Annotated in this window: 17 protein-coding genes; 11 read left to right on the top strand and 6 right to left on the bottom strand. The window is 71.7% G+C overall.

Features of this window, described 5'->3' with window-relative positions; translation table 11 throughout:
* Positions 1 to 44 precede the first annotated feature (44 nt).
* The 6 genes from FVE89_RS00300 to FVE89_RS00275 all read left to right on the top strand — a co-directional run bounded on the left by FVE89_RS00300 (position 45) and on the right by FVE89_RS00275 (position 10,104).
* Complete coding sequence (locus tag FVE89_RS00300) at positions 45 to 1,487, top strand: polysaccharide biosynthesis C-terminal domain-containing protein (RefSeq protein ID WP_160532274.1); 1,443 nt, start codon at positions 45 to 47, stop codon at positions 1,485 to 1,487.
* A 142-nt stretch (positions 1,488 to 1,629) separates the two neighbouring features.
* Entirely contained in the window at positions 1,630 to 2,817 is a 1,188-nt protein-coding gene (locus FVE89_RS00295; protein WP_160532273.1) for an FAD-binding protein, read from the top strand.
* A gap of 137 nt (positions 2,818 to 2,954) precedes the next feature.
* Positions 2,955 to 4,283 carry a glycolate oxidase subunit GlcF gene (gene glcF / locus FVE89_RS00290; protein ID WP_160532272.1) on the top strand — a complete coding sequence of 443 codons (1,329 nt, stop codon included), beginning with the start codon at positions 2,955 to 2,957 and terminating at the stop codon, positions 4,281 to 4,283.
* A 305-nt stretch (positions 4,284 to 4,588) separates the two neighbouring features.
* Positions 4,589 to 4,972 carry an addiction module antidote protein gene (locus FVE89_RS00285; RefSeq protein WP_342389763.1) on the top strand — a complete coding sequence of 128 codons (384 nt, stop codon included), beginning with the start codon at positions 4,589 to 4,591 and terminating at the stop codon, positions 4,970 to 4,972.
* 653 nt (positions 4,973 to 5,625) lie between these two features.
* Positions 5,626 to 8,676: a ribonuclease E/G gene (locus FVE89_RS00280; RefSeq protein WP_160532271.1), complete on the top strand. Its 3,051-nt coding sequence runs from the start codon at positions 5,626 to 5,628 to the stop codon at positions 8,674 to 8,676.
* Positions 8,677 to 8,862: 186 nt separating this feature from the next.
* Positions 8,863 to 10,104, top strand: a complete 1,242-nt coding sequence (locus tag FVE89_RS00275) for a methyl-accepting chemotaxis protein (RefSeq protein ID WP_246730426.1) — start codon at positions 8,863 to 8,865, stop codon at positions 10,102 to 10,104.
* Between the two features lie 16 nt (positions 10,105 to 10,120).
* Here the strand turns inward: FVE89_RS00275 and uraD are convergent, their stop codons facing one another.
* From uraD to FVE89_RS00245, 6 genes are all read right to left on the bottom strand, one after another.
* Positions 10,121 to 10,630, bottom strand: coding sequence for a 2-oxo-4-hydroxy-4-carboxy-5-ureidoimidazoline decarboxylase (uraD, locus tag FVE89_RS00270; RefSeq protein WP_160532270.1), 510 nt, complete (start codon positions 10,628 to 10,630; stop codon positions 10,121 to 10,123).
* A gap of 4 nt (positions 10,631 to 10,634) precedes the next feature.
* The gene (uraH, locus tag FVE89_RS00265; protein ID WP_160532269.1) at positions 10,635 to 11,003 is read right to left on the bottom strand and encodes a hydroxyisourate hydrolase; all 369 of its coding nucleotides are present in this window, start codon (positions 11,001 to 11,003) and stop codon (positions 10,635 to 10,637) included.
* Positions 11,004 to 11,023: 20 nt separating this feature from the next.
* Positions 11,024 to 11,542: a hydroxyisourate hydrolase gene (gene uraH, locus FVE89_RS00260; RefSeq protein ID WP_160532268.1), complete on the bottom strand. Its 519-nt coding sequence runs from the start codon at positions 11,540 to 11,542 to the stop codon at positions 11,024 to 11,026.
* A 96-nt stretch (positions 11,543 to 11,638) separates the two neighbouring features.
* Positions 11,639 to 11,866: a DUF2934 domain-containing protein gene (locus FVE89_RS30790; protein WP_342389762.1), complete on the bottom strand. Its 228-nt coding sequence runs from the start codon at positions 11,864 to 11,866 to the stop codon at positions 11,639 to 11,641.
* Between the two features lie 92 nt (positions 11,867 to 11,958).
* A complete protein-coding gene (locus FVE89_RS00250; RefSeq protein WP_160532266.1) occupies positions 11,959 to 12,129 on the bottom strand; it encodes a DUF3606 domain-containing protein in 171 nt (56 codons plus the stop codon).
* Positions 12,130 to 12,228: 99 nt separating this feature from the next.
* The gene (locus FVE89_RS00245) at positions 12,229 to 13,239 is read right to left on the bottom strand and encodes a 2-keto-3-deoxygluconate permease (RefSeq protein WP_160532265.1); all 1,011 of its coding nucleotides are present in this window, start codon (positions 13,237 to 13,239) and stop codon (positions 12,229 to 12,231) included.
* Positions 13,240 to 13,413: 174 nt separating this feature from the next.
* Here FVE89_RS00245 and FVE89_RS00240 point away from each other — a divergent pair, with 174 nt between their 5' ends.
* The 5 genes from FVE89_RS00240 to pdxA all read left to right on the top strand — a co-directional run bounded on the left by FVE89_RS00240 (position 13,414) and on the right by pdxA (position 17,216).
* On the top strand, positions 13,414 to 14,193 hold the full coding sequence (locus FVE89_RS00240; protein WP_160532264.1) for an FCD domain-containing protein: 780 nt from the start codon (positions 13,414 to 13,416) through the stop codon (positions 14,191 to 14,193).
* 48 nt (positions 14,194 to 14,241) lie between these two features.
* On the top strand, positions 14,242 to 14,553 hold the full coding sequence (locus tag FVE89_RS00235; protein ID WP_160532263.1) for a DUF4926 domain-containing protein: 312 nt from the start codon (positions 14,242 to 14,244) through the stop codon (positions 14,551 to 14,553).
* Positions 14,528 to 14,821, top strand: a complete 294-nt coding sequence (locus tag FVE89_RS00230) for a DUF6883 domain-containing protein (protein ID WP_160532661.1) — start codon at positions 14,528 to 14,530, stop codon at positions 14,819 to 14,821. Before FVE89_RS00235 ends, FVE89_RS00230 begins: the two co-directional genes overlap by 26 nt.
* A 266-nt stretch (positions 14,822 to 15,087) precedes the next feature.
* A complete protein-coding gene (locus FVE89_RS00225) occupies positions 15,088 to 16,191 on the top strand; it encodes a four-carbon acid sugar kinase family protein (RefSeq protein WP_160532262.1) in 1,104 nt (367 codons plus the stop codon).
* Entirely contained in the window at positions 16,188 to 17,216 is a 1,029-nt protein-coding gene (pdxA, locus tag FVE89_RS00220; RefSeq protein ID WP_160532261.1) for a 4-hydroxythreonine-4-phosphate dehydrogenase PdxA, read from the top strand. The genes FVE89_RS00225 and pdxA overlap by 4 nt, the downstream gene beginning before the upstream one ends.
* Positions 17,217 to 17,425 lie beyond the last annotated feature (209 nt).

Genomic DNA, 17,425 nt, shown 5'->3' with positions numbered 1-17,425 from the left:
GCACCGCCCGCCCGAGGGACCCCGCCGCCCGTGAGACGCCGTTCATGGCCGTGATCGCCGCCTTCGCCATCAACGCGGGGCTCAACTTCGTCCTGGGCCTGCTGATCGCCAAGCTGCTCGGCCCGGCCGATTTCGGGCGATTCGCCCTGGCGACCACCGGGGCGACCGTGCTCAACACGGTGCTGTTCGAATGGCTGCGGCTCTCGGCGACGCGCTTCTATTCGGGGCGGGTGCGGATGGACGAGCCCTGGATCCGCCACGGGCTCGACCGGGCCTATCTGCGCATCGGCCTGCTGCTGCTGGCCGCTGCCGCCCTGTGCGGCGCCTTCGGCTTCGCCGACGGCGCGGACGGGCGCGCGGCAATCCTGTGCGGCACCGGGCTCGCGGCCTTCGGGATCGGGGTGTTCGACTATCACGCGGCTTTGGCCCGAGCCCGGTTCGACGGAAAGCTCTATCTCGGCCTCGTGGCGGTGAAGAACGTCCTCGCCCTCGCGCTGATGGCGGCGGCCGCGTGGTGGCTGCCGCAGCCGGCCTGGGTGCTGGCGGCGGCGGGCTTGAGCCAGTTCCTGGCGGTCGTCCTGCTGCGCCACCCGCTGCGCGACCCGCACGCGCCGGTCGAGCGGCCGCGCCTCTCGGCGACGTGGCGGGTCTTCGCCCGCTACGGCCTGCCGCTGATCGCCGCCAACACCGCCTATCAATGCCTCGCCTTCGTCAACCGGGGCGTGATCGCGGGCCATGCCGGATTCGCGGAGGCCGGCTATTTCGCGCTCGCCGCCGACGTCACGTCCCGCGCCCTGATGACGCTCGGCACCGCCCTCGACCTGCTGCTGTTCCAGCTCGCCGTCCAGGCCGAGGAGCAGCGCGGCCGCGCCGCCGCCGAGGCGCAGGTCGCCGACAATGCCGGCATGGTGTTCGCGCTGCTGGCGCCCTGCGCGGTCGGCTTCTGGGCCGTGCTGCCGGCCCTCCAGGCGCTGGTGGTGCCGGACGCCTATCGCGGTCCGTTCGCGCGCTACAGCGTCACGCTGATGCCGGGCCTGTTCTGCCTGACCATGATGTTCTACGCCCTCAATCCGGTCTTCCAGATCCGCCGCCGGACCCTGCCGGTGATCGCCGCCGCCCTGGTCGGGCTCGCGGTCAACGGGGCCGGCCTTCTGGTCCTGCCGGACCGTCTGGGCGGGATCGGTGTCGCGCTGGCGCAGACCGCCGGGCTCGCCGCTGCCGCGCTGTGGCTCGGCTGGCGCGCCCTGACGGGACCGGAGCGCATCCGCCTGCCCTGGGGTTCGATCGGGGCGGCGTCGCTGGCCTGCGCCGCGATGGGCCTGGCGCTCGCACCGTTCCGCCACCTGCCCCCGGCGACCGCACTGGCGGCGCTGGTCCCGGCCGGGATGCTCCTCTACGGGGCGCTGGTCTGGATCTTCGACATCGCAGGGCTGCGCCGTCAGGTCGCCGCCCGGCTGCGCCCGGCGCGGGTGGCGGCGGCGGAGTAGGATTAATCCACCGATCGCGACCGCGGCGCCGCAGAGAGAATCCGGGTGCTGAAACCCCGCGACGCCACCTCCGCTTGAATCCGCCGCCCGTTCCGGCGACACCCGTCCTGGAATGGATACAAACAGGACCGGGGCGGCAACGATGGGCGTCTACGAGCCCGGCACCGAGGCGGAGGCCGCCGAGATCGTGCGGGCGGCGGCCGGGCGCGGCGAGCGGCTGCGGCTCGAAGGCGGCGGCACGGCGGCCGGGCTCGGCCGTCCGGCGCAGGACAGCGCGACGCTCTCGGCGAAGAAACTCACCGGCATCACGCTCTACGAGCCCGCCGAGATGGTGGTGGCGGCCCGGGCCGGGACGCCGCTCGCCGAGGTCGAGGCGCTGCTCGCCTCGAAGGGCCAGATGCTGCCCTTCGAGCCCATGGACCTGCGCGGCCTCTACGGCACCGGCGGCGAGCCGACCCTCGGCGCCGTGGCGGCGATCAACAATGCCGGCCCCCGGCGGATCAATGCCGGCGCGGCGCGGGACAGCCTGATCGGCGTGCGCTTCGTCAACGGGCGGGGCGAGGCGATCAAGTCGGGCGGGCGGGTGATGAAGAACGTCACCGGCCTCGACCTCGTGAAGCTGATGGCCGGCGCGCACGGCACCCTCGGGCTCCTCACCGAGGTGACCTTCAAGGTCCTGCCGGCGAGCGAGCGCGTCGCCACCCTGGTCTTCTCCGGCCTCGACGATGCCCGGGCGGTCACGGCCCTGTCGGAGGCCCTGGGTTCGCCGTTCGAGCTGACCGGGGCGGCGCACCTGCCCGCCGGGATCGGCGCCCCGGAGGCGCGCACGCTGATGCGGTGCGAAGGGTTTTCGGAGTCGATCGACTACCGCACCGGCGAATTGCGGCGCCTGCTGAAGCGCTACGGGCAGCCCGAGATCATCGACGGCGAGGCCGGCGCAGCCCTCTGGCGGGGCGTGCGCGACGCCGCGCCGCTCGCCGAGCCCCGGGACGCGGCGCTCTGGCGGATCTCCACGGCGCCGACCCGCGGACCGGCGCTCGCGGCTGCGGTGGCGGCCGAGCGGGACGCGCGCTGGTTCTTCGACTGGGGCGGCGGCCTGATCTGGCTCGCCACCGGCGCGCAGGGCGACGCCGGCGCGGAGGCGGTGCGCAAGGCCGTGCGGGCGCAGGGCGGCCACGCCACGCTGGTGCGCGCGCCGGACGCCGTGCGCGCCGCGGTCCCGGTGTTCGAGCCGCTCGCCGAGCCGCTGATGCGGCTCACCGCGGGCATCAAGGCCGCACACGATCCGAACGGCGTGCTCAACCCGGGCCGGATGTACGCGCAGGTTTGAATTTTTCCCCTCCCCCTTGTGGGGAGGGGTCAGGGGTGGGGGTGGCTCAGGATCGAGCGCCGCGGTGCCGTCTGCACCACCCCCACCTCCAACTCCTCCCCACAAGGGGGAGGAGAGCAGGCAGGCAGGAAGAGACCGTGCAAACCAACTTCGCCCCCGCCCAGCTCGCCGACCCCGCGATGGCGGCGTCCGAAAAGATCCTGCGGACCTGCGTGCATTGCGGCTTCTGCACGGCGACCTGTCCGACCTACCTGCTGCTCGGCGACGAGCTCGATTCCCCGCGCGGACGGATCTACCTGATCAAGGACATGCTGGAGGGCGGCAAGCCGGCCTCGCCGGAGGTGGTCAAGCATGTCGACCGCTGCCTGTCCTGCCTGTCCTGCATGACCACCTGCCCCTCGGGCGTGCACTACATGCACCTCGTCGATCATGCCCGGACGCATATCGAGGAGACCTACGCGCGCCCCGCCGGCGACCGGTTCCTGCGGGCGCTGCTGGCGCAGGTCCTGCCCTATCCGAACCGCTTCCGCCTCGCGCTCGCGGCCGCCAGGATCGGCGCGCCGTTCCGCAGCCTGGTGGCCCGGCTGCCGCGGGTCGGCAATCGGCTCGCCGCGATGCTCGACCTCGCGCCCTCCGGCATGCCGCCCCGGGAGCCGACCAACCGGCCCGGCCGGTTTCCCGCGGCGACCGGTACGGCGGCCAAGCGCGTCGCCCTGCTGCGCGGCTGCGCCCAGAGCGTGCTGCGGCCGGATTTCAACGCGGCGGCGATCCGGCTCCTCAACCGCCACGGGATCGAGGTCGTCCACGCCCAGGAGGGCTGCTGCGGGGCGCTGACCCACCACATGGGCAAGGCGGATTCGGCCCACGCGCTCGCCAAGCAGGCGATCGACGCCTGGGATGCCGAGATCGCCAAGGGGCTCGACGCGATCCTGGTCACGGCCTCGGGCTGCGGCACGACGATCAAGGATTACGGCTTCCTGTTCCGCGACGACCCGGCCTATGCCGAGAAGGCGAAGCGGGTGTCGGCGCTCGCCAAGGACGTCACCGAGTATCTCGCGCTGCTGGATCTCGCCCCCGTCGCCGAGACCGATCTCGTCGTGGCCTATCATTCGGCCTGCTCGATGCAGCACGGCCAGGGCATCCGCCTGGAGCCCAAGACGCTGCTGAAGCGCGCGGGCTTCACCGTGAAGGACGTGCCCGAGGGCCATATCTGCTGCGGCTCGGCGGGGACCTACAACATCCTGCAGCCGGAACTGGCCGCGAAGCTGCGCGCCCGGAAGGTCGCCAATATCGAGCGCGTGCGCCCCGACGTGATCGCCACCGGCAATATCGGCTGCGCCACGCAGATCGGGAAGGGCACCGGCATCCCGATCGTCCACACGGTGGAGCTGCTCGACTGGGCGACCGGCGGCCCGAAGCCCGCCGCGCTCGCGGGCGTGGCGCCGCGGCTGGAGGCGGCGGAGTGAGAGAGGTTCAGCTCCGGCGTAGGCGCGCCCTCCGCGAAGTACCACCGTGTTCGACGGTGGCCGACCGCAAAATGACTGCGTGATCCCACCCACCCCCCTCATCCTGAGGTGCCGGAGCGTAGCGGAGGCCTCGAAGGAGGGTTCCAGCCGGCCGCGCGATCCCTGAAGCCCTCCTTCGAGGCCCGCTTCGCGGTCACCTCAGGATGAGGGGGTGGGTTGGACGATCGATCCGAGCCGTTCCAGTATCAGGTCGTGCATCGTGAGGAGGACTTCGACTTCGGTCCGCGAACCAGATATCCCATACGATGCGTGGTGACGTCGTCGTGGTCCTGCTGTGCGGCGGCGACAAGGGTTCGCAGGCTCGGGACATCGCACGGGCGAAAAGGATGGCACGCGAGGTTTGTGGCATGGCCATCGAAACACAGCCTTGGGACGCGGCCGAGGTGCTGAACACACCCGCAGATATCGCAGCCTATCTCGATACGTACCTGGAGGACGGGACGCAGGAGGAAGTGCTCCGTGCCCTCAACACCATCGCCCGATCGAAGGGAATGTCGGCGCTCGCGCGCGAGACGGGGATCAGCCGTGAGGCGCTCTACAAGGCGTTCAGCGACAACGGAAACCCCACGCTCGACACGCTGCTGCGGGTGCTGAAGGCCTTCGGCGTGCGCCTCGCCGTGGCGGCGTAGCGGTCCAAAAGCCCTCCGATCGACAGCCCGCTTCGCGGACGACGCGGAGCCGGCGCATTTCGGGGAGCAACGGCTCGGTCGCCGCGCCCGCGCCCCATGACACCCCCGTGACATCTATTCACGGTTGACCCTTGCCAAATCCGCGCAGCGGTCTGTAATGATACGGACCCCTTTCCGGTCCCGCCGGCCGCCGCAACGGCCCGCGGACGCAGCCGAATTCCTCGCGAAGACGGCGGCGGTGTCGCGGCGGGCCCTGTCGGCCCGTCTGGCGGCGACGGGTGTCGTCCCCGATCGGGCAGGTGTCGCACGTCGCGGCGGGTTCTCCGCCGCACCCCAGGAATTCACGGCCGGTCCGATCCGGCCGAGAGCATTTCGCGAGGTCGGGATCACGATGGACGGACGCACGGCCCAGCATAACGCTGCGCGTGCCCCGGCGGCGCAAGACGCGCGTCGCGCCGGTCCGTCTGTCGACCCGGCCAGGTTCAACCCCAGGCGCCCTTTGCGCCGACCGGCGGTTGACGGCAATTTCCCCTCGAACCCATCCGCCTCGGCGACGAGGCCGGCACCGCGCCCGACAGCATTGACGTCGGGCGAGGCGCCGCCGGGACCACGGGCACGGAGAACGACGTCGGCCGCCATGCCGAGAGTCCGACATGGCCAACAAAATGCTGATCGACGCGATGCACCCGGAAGAGACCCGGGTCGTCACGGTCCAAGGGTCTAGGGTCGAGGAGTTCGACTTCGAAGCCGCCAACCGGCGCCAGCTGCGCGGCAACATCTACCTCGCCAAGGTTACCCGCGTGGAGCCCTCGCTCCAGGCGGCCTTCGTGGAGTATGGCGGCAACCGCCACGGCTTCCTGGCCTTCAACGAGATCCACCCCGACTACTACCAGATCCCGCTCGCCGACCGGCAGGCGCTCCTCGAGGAGGAGGCGCGCGACGCCGAGGAGCACCGCGAGCGCGAGGAGCGCCGCCGCCGCTCGCCCCGCCGCTCCCGCGGCCGCCGCGCCGAGGCCCGCGCCCACAGCGCCGACGAGACGGTGAGCGCCGAGGACGCGCACGAGGCCGCGCAGGTCGAGGATCAGACCGAGGGTCAGGTCGCGGGTGACGCGGATCGCACCGAGACCCCCACGGAGGCTGGGATCGCGCCGGCCGGCATGCCCGACACGCTCGCCGAGAACCCCGAGGCGGTGCAGGAGGCGCTCGCCTCCGAGACCGCGGCCGGGGATATCCCCGAGCCGCAGGCCGAGCCGGCGGCCGAAACCGTGGATCCCGCTCCGGTCGCCGCGCAGGCCGAGGAGGCCGCGACCGACCAGGACGATCCGGCCGAGCCCGAGGCCCGGATCGCCGTGGCCGAGGCCCTGACCGTGGCCGAGGAGCCGGCCGAGACCGTCGCGGAGGATGTCGCGGAGGCCTCGGGCCACAGCGGCGCGGCCGTCGGCGAGCTCGACGAGCTGTCCGACGAGGACGAGTCCGAGGAGGACGAATCCGACGACGACGACGAGGATGAGGACGAATCGGAGGACGACGAGGACGAGTCCGACGACGATGAGGAGTCGGACGAGGAATCCGACGATCCCGACGCCGAGCCCAAGATCGCCCAGGTCGGCGGCAACGGCGACGCGCTGGCCGAGATCCCCGAGCGTCCGCGCCACTACCGCCGCCAGTACAAGATCCAGGAGGTGATCAAGCGCCGCCAGATCATCCTGGTGCAGGTGGTCAAGGAGGAGCGCGGCACGAAGGGCGCGGCGCTCACCACCTACCTGTCGCTGGCCGGCCGCTACTCGGTGCTGATGCCGAACACCGGCCGCGGCGGCGGGATCTCGCGAAAGATCACCTCGGCGGCCGACCGCAAGCGCCTCAAGGAGGTCGTGCAGGATCTGGAGGTGCCCGAGGGGATGGGCGTCATCCTGCGCACCGCCGGCGCCTCGCGCTCCAAGCCCGAGATCGCCCGGGACTTCGAGTACCTGATGCGCCTGTGGGAGTCGGTCCGCGAGCTGACGCTGACCTCGATGGCCCCGGCTTTGGTCTATGAGGAGGGTTCGCTGATCAAGCGCGCCATCCGCGACCTCTACAACAAGGATCTGGACGAGGTTCTGGTCGCCGGCGAGGACGCCTACCGCGAGGCCAAGGACTTCATGCGGATGCTGATGCCCGGCCAGTCCAAGGTCGTGAAGCCCTACCGCGACTCGACGCCGATCTTCGCCCGTTTCGGCGTCGAGCAGCAGCTCGACGCGATGTTCTCGACCCATGTCTCGCTGAAGTCCGGCGGCTACCTCGTGATCAACCCGACCGAGGCGCTGGTCTCGATCGACGTGAATTCCGGCCGCGCCACCCGCGAGCACGACATCGAGGACACCGCCCTCAAGACGAACCTGGAGGCCGCCGAGGAGGTCGCCCGGCAGCTGCGCCTGCGCGACCTCGCGGGCCTGATCGTCATCGACTTCATCGACATGGAGGAGAAGCGCAACAACCGCGCGGTCGAGAAGAAGCTCAACGAGTGCCTGAAGAACGACCGTGCCCGTATCCAGGTCGGCCGGATCTCGCCCTTCGGCCTCCTGGAGATGAGCCGCCAGCGCATCCGCACCGGCGTGCTCGAATCCTCCTCGATCCCCTGCGCGCATTGCGGCGGCTCGGGCTACGTGCGCGCCACCGCGTCGGTCGCGCTGCACATCCTGCGCTCGATCGAGGAGGCGCTGCTCAAGTCGGCCTCCCACAACCTCGTGCTGCGCACCCGCACGGAGGTCGCCCTCTACATCCTCAACCAGAAGCGCGGGCACCTGCGCGAGCTGGAGGTGCGGTTCGGCGTGACCATCACGATCGCGGCCGACGAGCGGCTGGCGGCGACCGCGGCGTTCCAGCTCGATCGCGGTGAGCCGGCCCAGCGGGCCGAGGGCCCCGTGACGGGCGTGCGCGCCCAGGCGATCTCGCCGACCACGGAGTTCGACGACGAGGACGAGGAGGTCGAGGAGGCCGAGGCCGAAGTCGAGGGTGAAGCCGAGGGCGAGGCCGAGGAGACCCGCACCGAGGCCCGGGAGGACGGCACCCGCGACGAGGGCGACGGCCGCCGTCGCCGCCGGCGCCGCCGGCGTCGGGGCGGCCGCTCGGAGGGGCGTTCCGAGCAGGAGCGCCAGGGCGCGCCGCAATCCGACGAGGATGGCCGGGACGAGGAGTGGGACGGCGACGAGCCGGCGAACGCCAACGAGGCGGCGACCGGCGAGCCGGTTGAGGCGGCCGTCACCGCCGAGGGTGGCGCGTCCGACGCGGTCGTGACGGGCCCGGACGAGACGGTCCAGGCCGAGGACGAGGGCGGACGCCGCCGTCGCCGCGGACGCCGGGGCGGACGTGGGCGCGGCGAGGGCCGCACCCGCGAGGGCGCCGAGACGGAGGAGGCTGCCGCCTCCGACGAAGCGGTCGCCTTGCCGGCGGAGGAGCCGGTGAGCGTCGAAGCCGTGGCCGAAGTCGTCGAGGCCGCCCCCGAGGCCGCCTCCAACGAGACGGTGGTGGACCTGCCGGTCGCCGCCCCGGCGGCGGAGGCCGCAGAGCCCCAGCCGACGAACGGCGCCGCCGAGCCGGCCCCCGCGTCGACCGCTGAGCCGGCGCCCGAGCCCGTGGCGGTCGTGCTGACGCCCCCGTCCGATCCGGACCGGCCCAAGCGCGCCGGCTGGTGGTCCCGCACCAAGGCCGCGCTGACCGGCGAGTGAGCGCGCGCGCCACCGGCCCCCTCACGGCCGGTGGCGCCCGTTTCGATAAGCGAGTTTCAACGGATGAATTGCCACCTAAAGGGAGCAATTTTTCCGATTGATAAGAAACTGATAAGTTTAGCCTTCACCATTGGTTGAAGGATCCGTGCGAAGCTCGGTTCCGATTCGTCGATCGGAGGACCCCGCATGTTCGGCCTGAACCGCAAGCGCTCGGAGATGAGCGCGTCCGGCTCCCTGCAAAAGGCCGCCGCACCGGTGCAGGCACCGGCCATCGTCACGGCCGCGCCGGAGCCGCAGCCCGCCGCCGCCCCGACCGTCGACCGCGAATGGCAGTCGCTCCTGGCGCGCATGTCGGCTGCGGCCTCGGATGCCGGCACCTCGATCGGCTGGATGACCCACGACGCCTCGGGCACCGCCGAGCAGGCGCGGCTGATCGCGGCCGCGAGCGAGGAACTCGCCGCCACCACGGGCGAGATCGCGGCCCGCTCCGCCTCGGCCGCCGAGACCGCCGAGACCGCCCGCTCCGGGATCGCCACCTGCGTCGGCGACCTCCAGCGCGCCGCCGAGGGCATGCGCGGGATCGAAGAGGGCACCGAGGAGATCGGCAACCGGCTCGACAGCTTCTCGACCGCGGCCCTGCGGATCGAGGAGATGGCCGGTACGATCGCGGCGATCTCGGCCCAGACCAACCTGCTGGCGCTCAACGCCACGATCGAGGCGGCGCGCGCCGGGGAGGCGGGCCGCGGCTTCGCGGTGGTCGCCGCCGAGGTGAAGACCCTGTCGGCGCAGACCGCCAAGGCGACCGACGAGATCCGCGCCCGCGTGGCGGGCCTGCGCGAGGAGATGGCGGCCATGCAGGCCGCGGTCACGCGCAGCCGCGGTGCGGTCGAGACCGGAGCCGCCGCCATGGTGCGGGCCAATGCCCGCGTCGAGGCCGAGAGCGGCGCCGTCGCGACGGTTGCGTCGCAGATGCGGGAGGCTTCCGAGATCCTGAACCAGCAGATCCAGGCCACCGGCGACATCGCCAACAACGTCAGCCGGATCGCAGAGGGCACCGACAAGGCGCGCCGCGAGATCGGAGACGCCCTGGCCGAACTCGAGCGGATCGAGGCTCTCGGCCGCAACCTGCTCGACCGGCAGGATGACGCGCAGGCGGAGGCGCATACGGCACGCCTTCCGGCCGATCTGGCCGCCTGGCGACGCGCCATCGCGGCGACCCTGGTCGGCATGCGTCCGGCGGACAATCCGCCCGAGCCGGTGGCCGCCAATCCGGCGCGGCCGGCCGCGGTGGAGACGCCCCTGGCGCAGGCGCGCGAGCAGGCGGCGGCGATGCTCCGCCACGTCCGCGCTCAGGCCTGGGACGAGGCGACCACCGCGTTCATCGCCTTCGAGGCGGCCATCAAGGACGCGCGGTCGGCGGTCGCCTGAGCCGCCGCAGGCGCGGTCAGGCGTCGATCAGACGGTCCAGCCGCATGCGGGTGATCTGCGCGACTTCCGCCAGCGCGGTCTCCCGCTCGGCCGCCGGATCCCGGCCGAGCCGCGCCTCGAACACCGTAAGGATCTCGGCCCGGCCGCGCCCCCGCACCGCGATGATGAACGGGAAGCCGAACCGGGCGCGGTAGGCCGCGTTCAGCCGCGCGAAGGCCGCCGCCTCGGCCTCCGCCATGCGGTCGAGCCCGGCGCTGCCCTGCTCGCTCGCCGAATCGGCCGTCAGGACCCGCGCCCGCGCCTCGGGTCCGGCGAGTTCCGGATGGCCGTTGAGGAAGGTCAGCTGCGCGTCCGCGGGCGCGGCGCGCAGGGCCCGCATCATCGCCGCGTGCAGGTCGGCGAGACCGGCGAAGGGCCGCTGCGGCGCGACGGCCCGGGCCACCCAGGCGGCGTGCTCGAACACGCCCCCGAGCAGGGCCACGAAGGCGGCCTCTTCCATCCGGTTGACGGTGGCGAGGTCGGGCACGGCCTCAGCTGCCGCGATAGGTGGTGAAGCTGCCGGGCGCGCACAGCATCGGCACGTGATAATGCTGCGCGGGATCGAAGATCGCGAAGCGCACCACCGGGTTGTCGATGAAGATGTCGGCCTCCGCGGTGCCCGGGCGATCCCGGAAATAATCATCGACGTGGAAGACTAGCTGATACTGGCCGACCTTCGCCTCGCTCGGTGCCAGGATCGGCTGGTCGGTGCGGCCGTCCGCGTTCGTGACCACGCTCTTCACGAGCCGCCACGTTTCGCCCTCCGATGTCTCGCCCTCCAGGACCGAGAAGTCGATGCGGATCCCCGCGGCGGGGCGCCCGCGATCGGTATCGAGGACATGGGTCGAGATGCCGGCCATGGAATCCTGTCCTGATGCGGTCAGCTGCCGCGATAGTAGGAATAGCCCCAGGGCGTGAACAGCACCGGCAGATGGTGGCGCTGGCCCGCGTCCCGGATCCGGAACCGGATCGGCACGCGATCGAGGAAGTTCGGGCTCGGCAGGCTCACGCCGCGGGCGGCGAAATAGGCGCCGAGATGCAGCAGCAGCTCGTAAGGGCCGGGCCGCAGGGCGGCATCCGTCAGCAGCGGCTCGGCCGGCCGGCCGTTGGCGCCGGTGGTGACGGTCTTGATCGGCGTGAGGGTGTCGCCCTCGCGCCAGGCGAGGTCGCAGACCATGCCGGCGGCCGGGGTGCCATGGAAATTGTCGATGGCGTGCAGCGTCAGGCGCGGGCCGAGCCCGGCCTGCGAGACCGGGGCGGTGGTGAGGGGCGCGGGTTTGCCGGAGGCCGCTGACGAAGTCGGGCCTGTCTGTGCCAGAACGCCGCCGGACGCGGCCGCCGCGGCACCTCCGAGACCGAGTCCGGTGAAGCTGCGGCGGGTCAGGGCGGATGTCTCCAAGGCGGGCTCCCGTCATGCGACCGGTCATCGGATCGCGGACGGCGTCGGCGACCTTTCATGCCGCGTCGCAAGGTACACGCCAGAGAGGGGACGTCGCTATTGCGCCGGTGGCTCGGAAGCGGCCGGCGCCTCATGGGCCTTCCGCCGCTCGCGCTCCTTGCGCAATTCCCGCTCGGCCAGGAGCCAGAACTCGATCTCGAATCCCTCCGGCCGGTGGTTGCGCTCCCACAATTCGTAGGCGCGCTCACGGATCTGCTCGAACGTGATGGCGTCCGGGGCCGGAGCGGAAGGTGCGGGGGAAGGCACGGTCTTGTCGTCGGACACGGCCGGTGATTCCGAAACATGGGGCGGCTGCTCCGGGGCGGTCGCTTCCGGAGGCGGATAGGTATCGGATTTCATGGCGAGGCCGGCCCCGCTCAGGGCGCCGGCCTGTCGAGATAGGCCGCCACGCTGGTGATGCGGCTCCCCACCATCGTCACCGCCTTGCGCAGCCGCTCCTCGCTCACGCCGAAGCGCTGGGCCCAGACCGCGCGGGTGGCGCGGTCATGGATGTCGATATGCGTCTTGCCTCTGGCTTCGGTGGACATGGTGTGCCCGCTCCGGTCTGTCGCTGTGCCGCGCCGTCTACCGGGACAACCGGGCGTCACCGTCTTCGGTTGCCGGGCCGATGCGCGCCTGTGGAAGGATCAGGGCCGGGGCGTCGCGGGCCGCACCGCGGGGTCGAGCAGCGGCCCGGACGGCTCCCCGTCCTGCCGCACCCGGGCGGCCACGAAGGCGGTGAGCAGCGGCACCAGCAGCGCCGAGACCACGACGCTCGCCGCCACCAGCACCGTGGCGGGGCCGGCGGCCTCCGCGTAGGCCGGGTTGGCGGCCGCGATGATCGCCGGGACGGCGGCGGCGTTGCCCGCCGTGGAGGCGGCCGCGACGCCCGCCACCCCGTTGCCCCCCGTCAGCCGGTCGGCCACGAACAGGACCGCCCCCGTCACCGCCACCACGGCGACGCCGAGCCCGATCCCCAGGAGGCCCGCCTGCCAGATCTTGGCGAGGTCGAGCCCGAAGCCCAGCGCGAAGGCGAAGAACGGGATCATCACCGGCGCGGCGCCCGACAGGAAGGCGCGCATGTCGCGGTCGAGGTTGCCCAGCACCATGCCGATCAGCAGCGGCAGGATGCTGCCGACCAGCGTCGGCCACGGGAAGGCGGAGAGACCCGCGAGCCCCAGCGTCACCATGGTGAGGAACGGGCCGGATTCGAGGCTCATGATCGCGTAGGCGCCCGCATCCTTCGGGCGGCCGAACTGGCCCATCAGGGCGAGGTAGAGGCCGCCGTTGGTGTCGTTCATGGCGGCGACGATCGCGAGCGTCGAGAGCCCCGCGAAGGCCCCGCCCACGACCGGGGATTCACCGAGGAGATGGCCGAACACCACGCCGAGGATCGCCGCGACGCCGACCTTGGCGGCCAGCAGGACGCCGCCCTTGCGGGCGATCGCCGGGGCGGCGCGGAAGTCGATGCCCGCGCCCATGCAGACGAAGAACACCGCCAGGATCGGCAGGGCGCCGTTGAACAGCGCGCCGGTGAACGAGCCGAAGAAGGTCGCGGTGTTCGGGAACAGGGTGTGGAGGATCGCGCCGAGGAACAGCGGCACCACCATCAGGCCGCCCGGAACGCGCTCCAGCGAGCGCTTGATCGGAATCTGCATGGGAGGTCCTCCGGTGCGGCTCCTGTCCCGGGCCCGCCACCTGAAATCGTCCCCCCGGCGCCTGCTACAACCTTTCGACAAGTACGCGCAACATGGCGGACAAGTGCCGACTTGTTGACAATCGGGTGGTCGCGTCGATGACTTGGCCGACGAAGCGCACGGAGGTCACCCCGGATGTCGTCAACCCTGCTTGGCCGCGCGGAGGCCCCCGGCCCGGAAGCGGGCCGTGCCACGGTGGCGAAGGCGGCCCCCGTCCGGCCCGCATCCCGGTCGGACGGCATCTACGACGCGATCCTCGCCGGCATCGCCAACGGAACCTATCCGGCCCATGCCCGCCTGCCGAGCGAGCACGACCTCGCGGGCCGGTTCCAGGTCTCGCGGCCAGTGGTGCGGGCCGCCCTGGACCGGCTGCGCCGGGAGGGCACGATCGTCTCGCGGCAGGGGGCCGGCAGTTTCGTCCGTCCCCGCGAGGAATCCGGCCCTGCCCCGGGCTTCGCGCCGGTGGAAAGCATCGCCGATATCCAGCGCTGCTACGAGTTCCGCCTGACCCTGGAGCCGGACGCGGCCTTCCACGCCGCCACGCGCCGCGACGCCGCGGCCCTCGACCGGATCGCGGCGGCCCTCGATCTGCTGGCCGCGGCCACCCGCCGGGAGCAGCACCGGGAGGATGCCGACTTCGCCTTCCATCACGCGGTCGCGGTGGCCTCGAACAACCACTATTACGCGGCCTCCCTGCAGGCCCTGCAATCGCACGTGGCGGTGGGCATGAAGATCCACGGCCTCGCGCTACTGGGTCCGCGCTCGGGTCTGCAGGGCGTGCTGGAGGAGCATCACGGGATCTTCGCGGCGATCCGCGACGGCGAGGCCGAGGCCGCCCAGGCCCGCATGACCGCCCATATCCGCGCGTCCCGTGATCGGCTGTTCGAGGGGCGGCTGCTCGATCTGTCGATGTAGAGTCCAGAGCGGCTTGCGGGTCGGTCGGAGGCGCGGCAGAATGCGGCCATGTCGGTCGAGGCCGTATACCTGCTGAGGAAGGACCAGCCCGGCGGCGCCATCCGGGAACTCGACGACGTGCGCCTGCTCTCGGATGTCGTCACCGATGACGGGGACATCATGTCCGCCGGCAGCGAAGGGACCGTGGTGGCCGTCTGGGGTTTGGGCGAAGCCTACGAGGTCGAATTCCCCGAACCGATGGGCGCCCTGGCGACCGTGGAGGCCGCGCGGATCGAGCGGATCGGGCGCTCGGTGCCGCGATCGACAGCCGCCGTTCGAGGTCCCCGAGGAGAAGATCGCCCATTACCTGCTGAACGTTGACCACCCGAAGGGCGGTCCGAAAGCCCGGTATTTCCTCGCCTTCGGGTTCCACCCGTCGCGGCCGATGCAACTGGCCGAAGCGTTGCTGGCCCATCATACCGCGCACGACCTGCAGATGCACGGAACTGAGGTGGCCGGGCGGATCCGTCTGATCTGCGAGGGTTCGATCCTCGCGCCTGATGGGCGCCGTCCCACCATTCGAACGGTGTGGCAGCTCTACGACGGTGTTGCGTGGCGTCTCATCACCGCCGTTCCGCGGACGCGCTGAGAGATTTCAGCCACCATTCTATCGGCGCCATTCCTTGACCCGCAGCGCAGGTCGGGCGTATCGGCCAAACAACTTCACAACAAGTACCGATATGCCACTGCGACAGATCCCATGATAAGCGCCGCAAATGGCCTTATCGATCGCCTCTCCGATCCCGGCGGCGGCCACACTACCGGGGCGGTGATCCGCGAGCCTGCCGTCTGCGCAAAAGACGGGTCGGCGCCCGATCAGGACTGCGCGAAGGTTGTAACCTTATCCCCCGTGCCATGACCCGCCTGCGCCTCATCGCCGACGACCTGACCGGCACCCTCGACACCGCCGCCGGCTTCACCGGCCTGTGCGGGCCGATCCCGGTGGCGTGGCCGGAGATCCTGCCGGAAGCCGGCTCCGGGTGCCTCGCGATCGATTCCGGCACCCGGGAAGTCTCGCCCGCGGAGGCCGGCCGGATCGTCGGGGATCTCGCGCCGCGCCTTCGGGAGGCCGACATCGCCTTCAAGAAGGTCGACAGCCTGCTGCGCGGCCCCTGGGCGGCGGAACTCGCTGCGGTGATGCGCCTCGGCGCCTGGGCACGCTGCATCGTGGCGCCCGCCTTCCCATACCAGGGGCGGCGCACGGAGGGGGGCCGACAGCGTGCCCGGCGTGACGGTGGCTGGGAACCGGTCTCCGGCGACATCGCCGAGGCCTTGCGGGCGGTGGGCCTGCCGGCGCGCCGGGCCACGCTCGCCGACGGTCCCGTGGCGGGCGTGGTGGTCTACGATGCGTCGCACGACGACGATCTGGCCCGCATCGCCGAACTCGGCCGGGAGGGGCCGGTGCTCTGGTGCGGCAGCGGCGGCCTCGCGGCGGCCCTGGCGCAGGGCGTCGCGGCGCCCGGCGACGATCGCCTCACCGGGCCGGTGCTCGGCCTGTTCGGCTCCGACCGGCCGGAGACCGCGGCGCAGCTCGACGCCTGCGGGCCCCACCGCCTCGTCCTCTCGCCGGAGGCGGCGGACCATGCCGACGCGGTCGGCGAACGCCTCGCCCGGGACGGTGTCGTGCTGGCAAGCCTCGCCCTGCCCGAAGGCACCGCCCGGGAGGCCGCCGCCGCGCGGATCGCCGAGACCTTCGCGGGCGTGGTCGAGCGGATCCCGAAGCCCGGCACGCTTCTGGTGGCCGGCGGCGAGACGCTCAAGGCGCTCTGCCTCGCGCTCCGGGTCGAACGCCTCGATGTCACCGGCCAGATCGCCCCCGGTTTGCCGCGCTCGACCCTCCGGGGCGGGCGCTGGGACGGGCTCGCGGTGATCTCGAAATCCGGCGCGTTCGGAACGCAGACCGTCTGGCGCGATCTACTCCATCACAACGGTTTCACGCCCGACAGGAGCGACGCATGACGCAGCATCTCGCCATCACCATGGGCGATCCGGCCGGCATCGGCCCGGAGATCATCGTCAAGGCTGCCGCCCGCCTGAAGGATCGGATCGCAGCCGGCGACCTGAAGCTCATGGTCATCGGCAGCGCGCCGGCTCTGCACCGGGCGGAAGCCGCGCTCGGCCTCCTGCCAGAGAAAATCCCCGAGGTCGCCGAGGATGGCGACTGGCCGGCGCTCTGCTGCCTCCAGGCCGATGCGGAGGGCGCGCCGATCGAGCCGGGCCGGCTCTCGGCCGATGGCGGGCGCTTCGCCTACAAGGCGATCGAGGCCGGGGTCCGCCTCGCCATGGCGGGACGGATCGGCGGGATCGTCACGGCGCCCCTCAACAAGGAGGCGCTCAACAAGGCCGGCTACCATTATGCCGGCCATACCGAGATGCTGGCGGAGCTGACCGGCGTGCGCGGCTCGGTGATGATGCTGGCCCACGGCAACATGCGGGTCTCGCACGTCACCACCCATGTCGCCCTGGAGGATGTGCCCAAGCGCCTGACGCCGGAGCGGCTGCGCCTCGTCCTCGACCTGACCGACAAGGCGCTGAAGGGTCTGGGGCTCGCGAAGCCGAAGATCGCGGTGGCGGCGCTCAATCCGCATGCCGGCGAGGGCGGCCTGTTCGGGCGCCAGGATATCGACGTCAGCACCCCGGTGATCGCGCAGGCCAACGCCGACGGGCTCGACGTGCACGGTCCGGTGCCGGGCGACACGGTGTTCGTGAAGCTGCGCGCCGGCCAGTACGACGCCGTGGTGGCGATGTACCACGACCAGGGGCACATCCCGGTGAAGCTGTTGGGGTTCGAGATCGACCCGGCGACGGGGAAGTGGATGGACCTGTCGGGGGTGAACATCACGCTCGGCCTGCCGATCATCCGCACCTCGGTCGATCACGGCACCGCCTTCGACATCGCCGGCCAGGGCATCGCCAACGAGCGCAGCCTGATCGAGGCGATCGAGTTCGCCGAGCGGCTGGCGGCCAATCGTCAGGCTGCGTGAGCCAGCGGATCCACGCCCTTCCCTCCCCCCCTGTGGGGGAGGGCGATTGCATATGAGTAGATTGGCAGTTGCTCTGTCATCGGCGATCGACTCTGACCACGTCTTCCCCCTGGGAGGGACTGGTCATGGTCGAGGATCTTCTGCTCATCCTGCGCGCGGTTCGGGACCCGCGCGACTACACCGCCCGTCACGACTTGGGCGAACTGCTG

Source organism: Methylobacterium sp. 2A (genome assembly GCF_009806555.1).
In the GTDB taxonomy this organism is placed as follows: Bacteria; Pseudomonadota; Alphaproteobacteria; order Rhizobiales; family Beijerinckiaceae; genus Methylobacterium.
The sequence above is the reverse complement of the archived record's forward strand: the minus strand, read 5'-3'. Positions and strand labels throughout refer to the sequence as shown.

Excerpts from the sequence above, each read along its gene's own strand:
- FVE89_RS00300 (WP_160532274.1), top strand. The coding sequence starts at position 45 with ATGGCCGTGATCGCCGCCTTCGCCATCAACGCGGGGCTCAACTTCGTC.
- FVE89_RS00295 (WP_160532273.1), top strand. The coding sequence starts at position 1,630 with ATGGGCGTCTACGAGCCCGGCACCGAGGCGGAGGCCGCCGAGATCGTG.
- FVE89_RS00285 (WP_342389763.1), top strand. The coding sequence starts at position 4,589 with ATGCGTGGTGACGTCGTCGTGGTCCTGCTGTGCGGCGGCGACAAGGGT.
- FVE89_RS00280 (WP_160532271.1), top strand. The coding sequence starts at position 5,626 with ATGGCCAACAAAATGCTGATCGACGCGATGCACCCGGAAGAGACCCGG.
- FVE89_RS00275 (WP_246730426.1), top strand. The coding sequence starts at position 8,863 with ATGTTCGGCCTGAACCGCAAGCGCTCGGAGATGAGCGCGTCCGGCTCC.
- uraH (WP_160532269.1), bottom strand. The coding sequence starts at position 11,003 with ATGGCCGGCATCTCGACCCATGTCCTCGATACCGATCGCGGGCGCCCC.
- FVE89_RS00250 (WP_160532266.1), bottom strand. The coding sequence starts at position 12,129 with ATGTCCACCGAAGCCAGAGGCAAGACGCATATCGACATCCATGACCGC.
- FVE89_RS00245 (WP_160532265.1), bottom strand. The coding sequence starts at position 13,239 with ATGCAGATTCCGATCAAGCGCTCGCTGGAGCGCGTTCCGGGCGGCCTG.
- FVE89_RS00240 (WP_160532264.1), top strand. The coding sequence starts at position 13,414 with ATGTCGTCAACCCTGCTTGGCCGCGCGGAGGCCCCCGGCCCGGAAGCG.
- FVE89_RS00235 (WP_160532263.1), top strand. The coding sequence starts at position 14,242 with ATGTCGGTCGAGGCCGTATACCTGCTGAGGAAGGACCAGCCCGGCGGC.
- FVE89_RS00225 (WP_160532262.1), top strand. The coding sequence starts at position 15,088 with ATGACCCGCCTGCGCCTCATCGCCGACGACCTGACCGGCACCCTCGAC.
- pdxA (WP_160532261.1), top strand. The coding sequence starts at position 16,188 with ATGACGCAGCATCTCGCCATCACCATGGGCGATCCGGCCGGCATCGGC.